10 protein-coding genes are annotated in these 13,743 nt (G+C 58.8%); 5 read left to right on the top strand and 5 right to left on the bottom strand.

Going from position 1 to position 13,743, the window contains the following annotated elements:
• The first annotated feature begins 257 nt into the window (after nucleotides 1-257).
• Nucleotides 258-3,560, top strand: coding sequence for a G8 domain-containing protein (locus BUB53_RS17575; RefSeq protein ID WP_159437865.1), 3,303 nt, complete (start codon nucleotides 258-260; stop codon nucleotides 3,558-3,560).
• 52 nt (nucleotides 3,561-3,612) lie between these two features.
• Here BUB53_RS17575 and BUB53_RS17580 read toward each other — a convergent pair whose 3' ends face one another.
• From BUB53_RS17580 to BUB53_RS17590, 3 genes are all read right to left on the bottom strand, one after another.
• Nucleotides 3,613-4,563: a sulfotransferase family protein gene (locus BUB53_RS17580; RefSeq protein WP_073036500.1), complete on the bottom strand. Its 951-nt coding sequence runs from the start codon at nucleotides 4,561-4,563 to the stop codon at nucleotides 3,613-3,615.
• 6 nt (nucleotides 4,564-4,569) lie between these two features.
• Nucleotides 4,570-6,165, bottom strand: a complete 1,596-nt coding sequence (gene xrtD / locus BUB53_RS17585) for a VPLPA-CTERM-specific exosortase XrtD (RefSeq protein WP_073036502.1) — start codon at nucleotides 6,163-6,165, stop codon at nucleotides 4,570-4,572.
• A gap of 493 nt (nucleotides 6,166-6,658) precedes the next feature.
• A complete protein-coding gene (locus tag BUB53_RS17590) occupies nucleotides 6,659-6,844 on the bottom strand; it encodes a hypothetical protein (RefSeq protein WP_073036505.1) in 186 nt (61 codons plus the stop codon).
• 1 nt (nucleotide 6,845) lies between these two features.
• On the opposite strand from BUB53_RS17590, the gene BUB53_RS17595 reads away from it, so the two are divergent.
• The gene (locus BUB53_RS17595; protein WP_073036507.1) at nucleotides 6,846-7,577 is read left to right on the top strand and encodes a VPLPA-CTERM sorting domain-containing protein; all 732 of its coding nucleotides are present in this window, start codon (nucleotides 6,846-6,848) and stop codon (nucleotides 7,575-7,577) included.
• 96 nt (nucleotides 7,578-7,673) lie between these two features.
• On the opposite strand, the gene BUB53_RS17600 is transcribed toward BUB53_RS17595, so the two are convergent.
• A complete protein-coding gene (locus tag BUB53_RS17600; RefSeq protein WP_073036509.1) occupies nucleotides 7,674-8,888 on the bottom strand; it encodes a leishmanolysin-related zinc metalloendopeptidase in 1,215 nt (404 codons plus the stop codon).
• A 116-nt stretch (nucleotides 8,889-9,004) separates the two neighbouring features.
• A complete protein-coding gene (locus BUB53_RS17605; RefSeq protein WP_073036511.1) occupies nucleotides 9,005-9,664 on the bottom strand; it encodes a VPLPA-CTERM sorting domain-containing protein in 660 nt (219 codons plus the stop codon).
• Nucleotides 9,665-10,156: 492 nt separating this feature from the next.
• Here BUB53_RS17605 and repA point away from each other — a divergent pair, with 492 nt between their 5' ends.
• From repA to repC, 3 genes are all read left to right on the top strand, one after another.
• On the top strand, nucleotides 10,157-11,335 hold the full coding sequence (repA, locus tag BUB53_RS17610; RefSeq protein ID WP_073036513.1) for a plasmid partitioning protein RepA: 1,179 nt from the start codon (nucleotides 10,157-10,159) through the stop codon (nucleotides 11,333-11,335).
• Between the two features lie 2 nt (nucleotides 11,336-11,337).
• Entirely contained in the window at nucleotides 11,338-12,330 is a 993-nt protein-coding gene (repB, locus tag BUB53_RS17615) for a plasmid partitioning protein RepB (protein ID WP_073036515.1), read from the top strand.
• A gap of 209 nt (nucleotides 12,331-12,539) precedes the next feature.
• Complete coding sequence (gene repC, locus BUB53_RS17620) at nucleotides 12,540-13,739, top strand: plasmid replication protein RepC (protein WP_073036518.1); 1,200 nt, start codon at nucleotides 12,540-12,542, stop codon at nucleotides 13,737-13,739.
• Nucleotides 13,740-13,743 lie beyond the last annotated feature (4 nt).

Below are 13,743 nucleotides of genomic sequence, written 5' to 3' on the forward strand. Positions count from 1 at the left end.
TTACGTCCGTCTTTCAGCCCGTCGAAAATAATATAGCCAACTACTGGGGTTCGAATATTGGTTCCGTGTTTCAACAGCCGGAACCTGTGCAGCCGACCTACTCACCCTTCGCAGGCAGTTTTCAGGGGATATTATCCTCATTTTATGATACGATGGATTGGTCGTGGCTCTGGCCCGGCGGTGCGTTTTGGAAGCCTGATACATCGACTCCGGATTCGGACGCTGATGAGAGTGAAACGGACGATACGGATGCCGTGGTGGACGCGGAGCCTCCCGAGGAAACAGACGCTCCGGCGAGTTCCGGACAGGGCCTGAACGTCAGTTATTTCGATGTTGGAAAAGGTATTCAATCCCTGTCCGAAGTCGATTTTAACGCCACCCCTGACGCTACCGAGGTGATTGGCGCGCTCGATATGTACCGTACCCGTGATGCTTGGTGGGACGGTGGCCCGAAAAACAAATTCGCAGCCCGTTACGAGGGTTATCTGAACGTGACGACGTCCGGTGAATATACCATCTACCTGACATCCGACGACGGTACGGCGCTGTATCTGGATGGCGATCAGGTCATTGATCACGATGGACGCCACAGTACATCGGAAAAGTCGGTCACGCTTCATCTCGAAGCTGGCTCGCATGAGCTTCAGCTTGATTATTTTGAAAACCTTGGCGCGCAGACTCTTGTTCTGGAATGGGCCGGGCCGGATTCCAATGGCGAACGCGTGACGATCGACGGCGACAGCTTCAGCTTTGTGCCGTTCGACACCGATGACGATGACATTGCCGATGGGTCGCATGACCATGACGATACCGTCACGGGGTCGGAAGGTGATGATACGGTCGATTCCGGTGACGGAAGTGACGACGGCATGGATATGGGCCATGGCGACGGAACCGATGACGGCATGGACCACGATGACGGAACCGATGGCGATATGGGCCATGGTGATGGCTCCGATGGCGACATGGATCACGGCGACCATGGGGATCATGACAATGCAGGGCTGGAGCAGCCCACCACCCCGGAAGAGGAAGACGCCTTTGTTCAGGCCGTCATCAGTGACCCTGACGAGGGTCACATGATGCATATGGACGACGAGTCGAAGGCGATGGAACATGGCCAGCTCCTCGATCTGGTGCCGCGCAACGAGGCCACGCATATCGCCGTTCGCGATGGCGACTGGTTCGATCCCGATACCTGGTATCAGGGCCGCATCCCGGATGCAGGCGCCAAGGTGCTGATTCCCAAGGGTGTTTCCGTTCGTTACAATGACGAAAGCGATGACTCGCTCTTTACCGTCCGCGTGGATGGGGAACTGTCATTCGCCACCGATACGGACTCGCGCCTGCTGGTGGATACGCTGGTTGTGGACACCTCGGGCCGGCTGGAGATCGGGACGGCGGACAATCCGATTCAGGACGACGTCAATGTCGAGATCGTCATCGCCAATAACGGCGATATTGATGTCGATTGGGATCCCTCCCTGCTGTCGCGTGGCGTGATCTCGCACGGACAGGTCGAAATCCACGGCGCGGAAAAAACGGGCTATACCGCCGTTGCCGAGGCCCCGATGGCTGGCGATACCGAAATCCGCCTTGCCGAAATTCCCGACAACTGGTCGGTTGGGGATACGATCGTTCTGACAGGAACGCACAAGACCGGCTGGACGCTTAATCCCCAAACTTCACAAAAGGAACATGTCGAAAGTCAGGACGAAGAGGTGGTGATCACCGCGATCGATGGCGATACCATCACCATTGACCGGGCGCTGACCTACGATCACGACGCCCCGCGTGAAGACCTTTCGGCTTATGTGGCGAACATGAGCCGCAACATCACCTTCTCCAGCGAGGATGGTGATGCGTCGGAAATCCACCACCGCGGTCATGTCATGTTCATGCATAACGATGATGTCGACGTGCGTTATGCGGCGTTCGACGATCTGGGCCGGACCGACAAATCCGAACCGGCGTTCCATGTCGATACGCTGGACCCGGCGAGTATCGAAGCCGACACCAACATTCAGGCGCGGTATTCCTTTCATTTCCACAGGACCGGCACCGAAGATCAGGACAATCCGGCAATCGCCTTTGGCAACGCCGTCAGCGGATCGCCCGGCTGGGGTTTCGTCCATCATTCAAGCCATGCCGAATTCGTGCAGAACATCGCGTTCGACGTGTTCGGTGCGGCCTTCGTTGCCGAAGACGGTGACGAAACGGGCCTGTGGTGGGAAAACATGGCGATCAAGAGCGAAGGCATCGGTTATGGCCACGCCAAGACCAAGTCGGGGGAAGATACTGCGCGTGACGATGTCGGGCGTACGGGTGACGGATTCTTCTTCGGTGGTCGCGCCGTCGAGGCGGGTCATAATATCGCTGCCAACACGACCCATGGCTTTACCTGGATGTTGCGCGCTGCCGATGCGGTTCCGACTTCGGATCAGTTGAACCAGCCGGACGCATATTATGCTCTCGAAACGCCCAGAAGCAACGATCAGATTCCGATCCAATCGTTCCACGACAACGAAGCTTTTGGCACGCAGGTCGGTCTTATCGTTGTGAAAACCAGCAGATGGCAAGGCCATGATGTGCGTACGGTCATGGATGGGTTCACGAACTGGGAAACGTCCTACGGCGTCGAACTGACCTATACGTCACACTATACTCTAAAGGATTTCGATCTTCTGGCGACAGAGAATACGGACAGAATCGCGAATGCCCAGGTCGGGTTTGATTTCGGTCCGCATACTTTCGACCTTGTAATAAACGGGCTGAAGGTCGAAGGATTCAAAACCGGCGTGAATATGGCACAACGGTTCCCGGCAGACTGGACCGATGCTGATTTCGGTCATGTCATTATTGATCTGGAGGCCAACGGAAATGGCGTCGATCTGGCCGGTTTCGATTCGAACCGCCATATGATCATGACTTCAGATCAACTTGTTCCGGGGCGGCTGCAATTTGAAATGCATGGCGAAACCACCATTGATGTCAGTGAAGGGTTGGGCCTGTTCTTTGACGGTATCAAGACCGATTCCATCGGATCGCGTGACCGCCAGTTCATCGACGATCCGCAAAAGGCATGGTTAAAGCCCTTGCTTCTGCGGGATGGGTATTTTGAAACCGAAGACGGCGATTATGTCATGTTCGTCAAGGATTTCGTTGCCGACCGTGCGACGGGTGACCTTCTTAAGTTTACCCACGTCATAACACTGGACGCGACACAAAAGGAACTGGACAGGCTGGGGGCTGTCAATAACGGTCTTGTCGACATCAACAGCAGCGCGCCGGTCGCCAATGACGATACGGCAAGTACGGCCATGGAAACCCCGATCGTGATCGACGTTCTGGCCAATGATTCCGATCCCGATGGCGATGCCCTGGCAATCGACGGGTTCACCAACCCGTTCCATGCCGACCTCACGCTTCAGGACGATGGAACACTGTTGTATCAGCCGCACGAAAACAAGGTCGGGACCGATAGTTTCGATTACTGGGTTATCGACGATAACGGCGTGTTGTCTCAAGCGACTGTCGTCGTGGAAATCTTCGACCTGTAAGAGCGGCCTCGGTCGCGGTGTTCAGAGGGCCCGCATGATGGCGGGCCCTTTCCTATTTCAAGGCCGCCGCATCCCGGTCACGTATCCTGCGCTGGCAACGGCCATGGAGCGCCGCAAGGCCGAGACGCCGCGCCAGTTTGTCGGTCACAAAAAGCGGCAACCCGTATCGCCGGATCGCTTTTCGCCAGATGCGCAGCCGGTTCACCATCCGAAGCCCCAACCGTTCGACCGAACCGGGATACACCGGATCGCCCGATGGCGAATAACCACGGCTTTGCAACAGGGTGCTGACCTTGCCCTCGACCAGCGCAACCTCGCGCGGGGTGGATTTTCGTTTCCATTGTTCGATCAGAGCCGGGTCGGGGGGGCTGTAAGTCGTTTTCTCGTGATAGTGCAGCATGCTGTCCTCGAAAGCGACGCCGAGGAATTCACAGACCCGGTGTAGTTCCCGCGGTGCGTTGTCAATCAGATCCTCGTACCTGAGATGTAGTACCTGATCGGGTTGCAGCCTGTCAGCCGTGGCCTCCCATTCACGCTCGGTGTTCATCCACTGATCGACGCCATGATACAGCGTGCCGGCCCATCCCATTCCGATTGAGGAGCGGGCCACATCCCGCGGGTCGCGCAGCATGTGGATGATTCTTACCGCGGGTAAAATCTCATGCACCCGCCCGATATTCCGATGAATATTCAGCGTCAGCACGCCATCGCCCCTGCGCCGGTATTGCCCGATGAAATCCTGCAATAGCGCGATACCGTCCAGTCCCGCAGGAATGCTCAGGCCCGAGGCCAGAAACCCCCTGCTCTCACACAACGCCGCCAGATCGTAGCGCCACCCACCTGGCTGATCCGGGTCAAGTAGCAGATGGTCGAAAAGAAAGTCGACCTCGCCGGGGTTGTTGAGCGCAGGGTGCGCGTTCAGCATCAGGCGAAACACCGTGGTGCCCGAGCGAAGGGCGCCGAACACAAAGACCGGAGCGTCGCCAGAGGGTGCATCGGTCATTCGCGGTCAAATCCCCGGCACGAAACGCGGCAGGCGCCCAAGCAGGGCATACATGCTGTCTTGTAGTCGCGCTTCGGCATCCGCTGGCTCTTCATCCACGCCGATAGGGGTGATCAGCCGGACGATGGCGCTGTCGTTGCGCCCGTTGCGCAGCTTACCCATCATCAGGTGCAGTTTCGCACTGTACATCGAGGCCGTGCGCACGCCTTGCTGCTCGTACCAGTAATAGACAAGATTGCGCTGCACGCCTTTCTGAATGATCGCCCGGTTCAGGGTGAACGGGTCCCCTGCCCTGTCGGTGGTTTCGATCTGTTCCAGCTTGGCGATCTCCCATCCGGCCCCCGGCAGGCAGACTTCGGGGGAATGCACGCCACCCTGGGTCTGATCCTTGTACCAGGCCAGGAAAATATCGACAGTCAGCGGCGTACCCGGTTTGACAAGCGAGGCCATCAGATAGTCATCGGCCCTCAGGGCATTCTCGATCGAGGAATCCAGCCGCCCGTGCTGAATGGCGCTCCAGTCGCCGACTGTGGTCGGGAACAACAGGAACGGTTCGCGCTCCACCACCACCGCGTCGCGTTTCGGCATCGCCTGCCACCCGATGGCCAGCATACCCACGATGACCGTCGTCAGGATCAGGGCCGAGGACGGGCGCACCAGACCGATGCGTTTGGCCTGTGTGCCCAACCCTTCGGTTTCCAGATCGAGCGCCTCGATCAGGCCTACCTTGTCGCGGCGCAGCTTCACCAGAACCCAGGCAAAGGCAAACAGGATCAACACGCAGGAAATGAAGATCACCCAGCCCTCGAAGAAATGCGAAAACCCTTCGACATGTTCCAGCCCGTAATTGTTCACGATCCAGCCCGCGATGGCGATCCGTACCGAGTTCATGAAAACGGTGATCGGCGCGGCCGAGATCAGCAACAGCGCCTTGTGCCACATCGGCCCCTGATAGAGCACCGCGAAGATATAGGAAAAGCTGAGGATCGGGAACAGATAGCGCAGGCCCGAACAGGCCTCGGCCACCTGAAGCTTGTAAACGCCCAGGTCGATGATGTTGCCCTCGAGGTAAACGGGAACGCGCAGCAGTTGCAGGAAATACACGCCCAGCTCCGAGGACACCCCCTGAAGATAGGTGGACAGCCCGTAGTATAATGCACCGGGAAGCGGCAGCATGTAGACCAGATGCAGGACCGGCGGCCAGAAATGCTTGCCGGTGGTCCAGCCGAAACTGATCAGCAAAATCGCCCCGACCCAGAGGATCAGGGCATAGGCCACGATGTCGGGGATCTCGATCAGCTTGCCCGCGGCGCCCATCAGAACCGCGACGATCAGCACCAGAACACCGGGCCAGCGATCATGCACATGACCGTCATTGACCGGCACGGTTTTCAACTGTCGCAGGAACAACAGGCCCGACAGCACCGGGATCAGCGGCCCGTGGCTGTATTCCGGCAGTTGCCACGCCTTCAGCAATTCGGCGATGCCTTCCTGGAAAAACAGGCCAGCCGCCACAACGGCCAGAAGCAGCCACAACATGCCCCAATGCAGAAAATCACGGGAGGCTTTTGAAATCCGGGAAACGGAACCGGTATCTGACATGGCTGTACCTTGATAATTGAATTCGAACTTTATGAGCCGATCAGGCGCTCTGAAAAAACATTAACGATATGAAGTCATACGCGATTTTGCCTCGCAATTCCACGTTAAACCAGCCTTTCCAGACATGCGAAAGCCGTTGATTTGACGATATTGGAGAACAGTCGATTTTTCGCCCGAATGATGGTATCATCAAGCATTACTTATTTATATCAGTATGTTGCATGATTTTTAACCGAAAGGTTTCACAAATTCATTGTCGCGCTTTCGGAAACCGGCCTGCGGGCGGCGTGGCAATCACAGTCCGGTGAAGGCCCTCGATGGGAATGCCGCCGTGAACTGCTTATCTGGTGTCTGGGGTGATCTATGGGTGCACTTTGATCACCATGACGATCCTCGGGATACGGTTACAGCCAGCGCCACATCCCCATACAGGTGATTCGCCCAAATATCCGTTTCCAAAAACGCGCCAATTGCTCAATTGAGAGTCTATTGTTTATATGAAATGCAACTCACGAGGGAAACGCCCGGCCTTCGTGCCGCGCAACTCTACCCAAGGCAGAACTGCTTTCTTTTCAGGCGGTTTTCCTGAAAGATGACCGAATTGTGGCGATTGCATGGCGAAAAACGATGCCTTGGGATTGCCGGCGAATTGAAGCAAGTACGTTATCAGGAGTTCCATAATGAGTCTCTTTTCAAAGACCAAAACCTTTACCGCCGCGGTGTCCTTTGCCCTGATCGCAGGTGCGTCGCATGCCGCCACCGTCGAGGTCAGCAATCAGTATTCGAACACCCACGGTTCCTATGGCCACAAATCCATGACCCTGACAGACGATCAGGCTGGCAGCATTTCGGCCAGCGTGGGGGCGTTTGCGCTCAGCGCGACAGGGCTGGGAAGTTTCATCGCGTTCTGTCTGGATATCGACGATGTCCTGCGCCTGTCCTCGCAATACGATGTGACCGAAGACAGCAGCGGCTTTGTTCCCTATTCGAACACCACGGAACTGTCTCTCGAACGCAAGTCCTGGGTGCAGAAGCTTTACGATACGGCGTATTCCACGCTCGACCTGACCAGGGATGAGGATTCGGTGGGGTTCCAGCTGGCCTTGTGGGAGGTCGTTTTCGAAGGTGACGACGATATCGCCGCCAGCGGGTTCGACGCCGGTTCCGGTGATTTCTCGGCCTCGGGGTATGGGGACGGTGTTGCGCGGGCCAATGAACTTCTGGCCGGAATTCTGGGAAACACGACCCAGTCCTACAAGCTGACCTTCCTTGAATCGAACGATCAGCGCGGCAATCCGCAATACAGCCAGAACCTCGTCACGGCCTCGCCTGTTCCGCTTCCGGCGGCAGGGTTCCTGCTCATCGGTGCCCTGGGCGGTCTGGCCGCAGTTGGCCGCCGCAAGCGGGCCTGATCCCCAGGATTGCCCGCACCCGAAACGCAGAAACGCCCCGAACGTGATGTTCGGGGCGTTTCTCCATGTCCAGCAGGGCACATACCCCGGCCCGGATCAGGCGATCGTCACCATGTCGTAGGTGGTTTCGTACCCGATGTCTTCCATCGCGGCGATGCTCATCTCTGACATGTAGTTGCCCGAGTAGCGCAGATAAGGCGTCAGCAGTTCCTTGGTAAAGGTTCCGTCGTGCCAATGCGCGCCCGAGCTGTCCAGTTGAACGCCCTGATCCGACAGGGAATCCCCGCTGGCAATATCCGCGAATTCGCTGTTATAGGCCTCGATGGCATTCGCCCCGGTAAAGCGCATCTGCCCGTCGATCTGCTCCACCAAGCCAAGGGTCGAGAACAACGTGCCAAAGCCCAGGGCGTGCATCATTTCATGCGTCGCAAGATCTTCCCACAGCCCCTTGGAATCCAGCGCATCGACATCCGCCTCGTCGAAGGTCAGGACACCGGTGCTGGGAAGGTAACTGTCAGAACGCAGGCTGCGCGGCCCGCCCGTGGCCCAGGCCCCGCCGTCACCATCTATCGCCGCCTTCGTCACGGTGATCCGGATATCGTCGATCCCGTTATGGCTGGGCAGGTCGCCGGTGATGAAATCGCTGATCGCCTCGGCGGCATTCGCCAGCGCGGCTTTCTGCGCGTCGGTCCAAAGGCCGTCGAAGAGCAGCTCGATATTAAACCCGTCCGGCGTATCCAGCCCGCTGACATACACATCCGGGTTGTCGCTGCCGGTGTTGGTTTCTCCGGTATCCGTCCCGCCAGTGTCTCCACCGTCAGTGCCGCCGGTATCGCCGCCATCGGTCGTGTCGCCGCTGTCGGTCTTGTCCTTGTTCTTGCCGTTGCCCTTGCCTTTCGACCCCGAAGTGCCCCCGTCATCGGTCGAATTCTTGCCGCCGCCTGCCCAGACCGGTTTTGCCTCGGCATCTACGATCTGATCGTCGTGATCGTGATCGTCGTCGTCTTCGGCAGCGAACTCCTTCAGGGGGCGGGCACGCTCGTCCAGATCGGTCGCGGCATTTTCCGCCGCGCGCATCAACCCCTCCAGCGCGTGTTGCGCCGCATCGGGGAAAAGGCTTTCAAGGTCGGGAATTTCCGGGACGTCCTCGCCGCCATGTCGCCACACCGCTGCATGTTCGGGCGGGCCGGCGCGATCCGGCTGAGGCCCTTCGCCTCGGGCAAAGAACGTCTCTACCGTGTCAGAATCGAATTCAGGGGGCAGAACGTCTGCCAACGGGCCGTTCTGGCCGAACAGGTCATCTCGCTTCATGTCTGTCTCGCTCGATATCGCCCCCGATCGGAGCAGGTTTTTTGAGCGATAACTTGGTCAAAAATAAGGCGCCCGTAAAGGGCGCCCTATCCGAACGAGTGATGTTCTGTTTCGCTTCAGGCGGCTTTCCGCTTGCGGCGGGCGATCAATCCGCCGATCCCGAGCGCCGACAGCATCAGCGGCAGACCGGCCGGCAGCGGGATGACGCCGCCCGGGGGGGTGTTTCCGCCGCGGGCATACACAGACAGGTGGCTCAACGCATGTTGTTTGTCCTGCGTGTTGTCCTTGATGAACGAGGGCATCACGAACGTGCCGCTCTCAGCATCGGCAACAACGTTGTACAGGTAGGCAGCGAAATCGGTTGATCCCTTGAGAACGATTATGACCTGTGAATATTGTGACAGAATTCCATCTGTCATGTCCCAGCCACCGCTGGTCGCGCCGCCATCGGGTGTTGCATCAAGGCCCAACGCCGCGCCGCCGGCATCGGTGCCGCCGGGGGTGTCGTCTTTGCCCAGATAGCTCCAGTCGGTATAGCCGAACAGGCCTGTGGTGATGGTACCGTCGTCGTCAAATGTGTCGGAATTGAAATCGACTTTGTTGTCATTTTTCGGATCGGGTGACAGGCTGCCGAAACAGTCGGCGGCATTTGCCGTCACATCCGTTACCGAGCATGTCAGTTCATTGGTCCAGGTTGCCGCACTCGCAGCCCCTGCGACGGTAGACAGCGCCAGCGCCGCCACGGCAGGTATCAATTGTTTCTTCAAAATATTCATATCCGACCACCCCTCTATTGCAGCCATTCAATTACTTTACAGTCGCGACGGCACTCCTCCGGAGATTCATCGCATCGCCGGATACGTTGCCACATTTCCGCCCCAATCCCTAGTATTTCCTTTAAAATAAGGGGGTTTTTATGGCAAAAACATGTTCTGCGGGAAAATTTCAATCTAAGCGCGAACGGTACTCTCGTGACTCCCTCGACAATCGGGTGGCCAGGCCCGAATTGAGCCCCGAATCGCTACAATCGCAGGCCTGTGCATCTGCCCGCCAATGCCAATGATTCGGTAGCTTTTCCGGCTCGTGCCTGCTGCCCCGGACCGCCCCGGCACATGTGTCGCGCTCTGCATGTCTTGTGTCTGACGGGCCTCCTGCCACAAGATTGTGAATAAGTCCTTGTCAGAATCGGAAAATCCGGTCATTTAATTACGGTAACAAGCGAATAAAACGCGATTTTCCGTAACAAACGGAAAACGGATGAGGACAGAATGGCAGTGGATCAGACCCGCATCGACGCGCTGATCGGAGATCATGCAAGCAAGCTTTCCGAGCGGCTTCAGGCGCATCGCGCCCAGCTTTTTCCGCCCAATGCGCGCAAGGAATTGCGCCGCTTCACCTCGGGCGAGGCGGCCGACCTTCTGGGCGTGAACGACGCCTATCTGCGCAAGCTCCATCTCGACGGCAAGGGCCCCTCCCCCGAGGTGCGCGGCAACGGGCGGCGCTATTATTCCACCGCCGATATCCAGGCCCTGCGCGAATTTCTCGAGGACGGCGCCAAAAGCCCCGGCACCTACCTGCCGGGCCGGCGCGAGGGCGATCACCTTCAGGTCATCACCGTGATCAACTTCAAGGGCGGGTCGGGCAAAACCACCACCTCGGCCCATCTGGCGCAGAAACTGGCGCTCGATGGCTACAAGGTGCTTGGCGTCGATCTGGACCCGCAGGCCAGTTTCTCGGCGCTGCACGGTTATCAACCGGAATTCGACCTGCTGGATGGCGGCACGCTCTACGATGCGATCCGCTACGAAGACCCCGTGCCGCTGCGCGAGGTGATCCAGAAGACCTATTTCACCAATCTCGACATCGTGCCGGGCAATCTGGACCTGATGGAATTCGAGCACGACACCCCCCGCGCGCTGGCGCAACGGGATGGTAACCTTTTCTTCACCAGAGTCGGCGCCGTTCTGGCCGAGGTCGAAGGGGAATATGACGTGGTCGTGATAGATTGCCCGCCGCAGCTGGGGTTCCTGACCATGTCGGCCCTGTCGGCGGCCACTGCCGTGCTGGTCACGGTGCATCCCCAGATGCTCGACGTGATGTCGATGTGCCAGTTCCTTCTGATGACCTCCAACTTGCTGGGCGTGGTGTCCGAGGCGGGGGGCGATATGTCTTATGACTGGCTGCGCTATGTCATCACCCGCTACGAACCCGGCGACGGGCCGCAGAACCAGATGGTCAGTTTCATGCGCTCGATGTTCGGGGAACACGTCCTGAACCACCCGGTGCTGAAATCCACCGCGATTTCCGATGCCGGGATCACCAAGCAGACGCTTTACGAGGTCGAGAAAAGCCAGTTCACCCGCTCCACCTATGAGCGGGCGATGGAATCCCTCAACGCCGTCAACGGCGAGATCGAGGGCCTCATTCAGCAGGCATGGGGGCGCTAACCATGGCACGCAAGAATCTTCTCAAGGGATTGATGGAAGAGGCCACCAGGCCCCCTGCCCCGTCCGAGCCCCCCGAGGCCGGCGAAGACACCCGCGTCGATCCCGCCCGCCCGCGCTACAAGGGCGGGGCCATCGGCGCGGTCAGCCAGTCCATCGCCGAACTCAAAAGCCGCTCGGTGATCGAAATCGACCCGCATCAGATCGACGCCGGCGGGCTGACCGACCGGCTCGATGACGATGACGGCGATCATCAGGCGCTGGTCGAGTCGATCCGCGAAAGCGGGCAGCAGGTACCGGTTCTGGTGCGCCCGCACCCCGGCGATGAGGGCCGCTATCAGATCGTCTATGGCCGCCGCCGGGTTCTGGCCCTGCGCGACATCGGCCAGCCGGTCAAGGCGCTGGTGCGCGATCTGGACGATCGGGAACTGGTGCTGGCGCAGGGGCAGGAAAACGCCGCCCGCAAGGATCTGAGCTTTATCGAAAAGGCCAATTTCGCCAGACAAATGCGAGATTTGGAATATGATCGCAAGGCGATCTGTGCCGCCCTGCATGTGGACAAGACCGTGATCAGCCGCATGTTGTCGGTGATCGACCGCATCCCGATCGACGTAATCGAGGCCATCGGCGCCGCCCCGTCCGTCGGGCGGGATCGCTGGATCGCCCTGGCCGAATTGCTCGACGGTGAAAACGGCGCCACCCCGGACGAGGCCGTGGCCCTCGTCAACCTGTCCGGCCCCGCCGACAGTTCCGACAAGCGGTTTGAGGCGCTGATCAAGGCGCTCACCCTGCCCCGCCGCCGCGCGCAGGAGGACCGCCCGAAACCCGAGAAAAGCAAGCTCAGGGGGGCCGACGGCACCCCCATCGGCCATGCCACTCACAAGGAAAACGCCACCGTCCTGACCCTGCCCCACGATACGGCGGACGGGTTTGACAAATGGCTGATCGACCATCTTTCAGAAATTCACCGCGACTGGCTGGACCGTCGCGGGGAATAGCCGGTTTCACGGCTTCAACGAGGACCAGAGCAGAAAAAAGACAAGGAGGCACGAAAGGACAGGACGAAAAGGAAAGAGCCCCCCGAGAGAAACTTCCCGAGAGGCCCTTGGTTCGTGATTAAGCACCTCTGAATCTAAGGTCTCAGGTTGGCGGCTGTCAACTGGCGTCGGACTCCGGCGGGCGAAAAAGTTTTGTCTCGTGATAAGCTATGGACGTTTTGACAACGACGCCCTTTGGGCAGCGGCCGGTTTCGGCTGCTTTGATGAAACATGCGCAGGCCGCTCAGGCGCAGCCCGCCATTCCCCATATCAACAAATGGGAACTGTTTCGCGAACTCTGCACCGCCAAGGCCGCTTTCGGCGTGTCCGACCGCGATCTGACGGTATTGAACGCGCTTTTGTCCTTTCACCAGGAAACCAGCCTGTCGGACAATGACATGCTGATCGTCTTTCCCTCGAACGCCGCTCTGGGCGAACGGGCGCACGGCATGGCCGAAAGCACCCTGCGCCGGCATCTGGCCGTTCTGGTGGAGTCGGGTCTGATTCTGCGCCACGACAGTCCCAACGGTAAGCGCTACGCCGTGCGCGGTGCCGATGGCGACCTGTCGCGCGCTTTCGGCTTCGATCTGCGCCCGCTGCTGGTCAAGGCCGATCAGATCACCACAGCCGCCGCCGAGACCCGCGCCGCGGCCGAGCGCCTGCGCCGGATGCGCGAAGACCTGACCCTGATGAAGCGCGATGCGATCAAGCTGGTGGCCTACGGGCAGGACAATGCCCCTCACAGCGCCTGGGAGGCCCTCCAGAGCCGCCTTCTGACCGTTCACAAGGCCATGCGCCGCAAGCTGCCCCTGGACGATCTCCAGACCCTCTCAGCAGAATTGCGCGATGTGCTGGCCGAAACACAACGCCGTTTGGCTGTTGAGTCAGAAGAAATGAGCGGCAGTGACAGTGAAACTGAGCGTCACTATCATAATTCAAACAAAGACTCTCATGAATCTGAACTCTGCCATGAAAATGGCGAAGGCGGCGGGGATAGCCCTCCTGATCCAGAGGCTGAACATGCTGAAACAGAGTCTAAAAAGCAGGTAAACCTGCCGCTCGCTCTGGTCACCAAGGCCTGCCCCGATTTGCAGCCCTATATGCAGGACGAAATCCGGTCATGGCATCAATTGGTCGAAGGGGCCGCTTTCGTCCGTGGCATGATGGGCATCAGCCCCGACGCCTGGCTCGAAGCGCAACGCGCCATGGGCCCGGAAAACGCCGCGATCACCGTGGCCTGCATCCTGCAACGTGTCTCCGAGATCAACAGCCCCGGCGGCTATCTCAGGGCCCTGTCGCGCAAAGCACAGGATGGCGGTTTCTCACCCGGTCCGATGGTCATGGCGTTGCTCAACACTGGGGCAGCGTAAGACG

Origin of the sequence: Roseovarius pacificus (genome assembly GCF_900142665.1) — a bacterium.
In the GTDB taxonomy this organism is placed as follows: Bacteria; Pseudomonadota; Alphaproteobacteria; order Rhodobacterales; family Rhodobacteraceae; genus Roseovarius; species Roseovarius pacificus.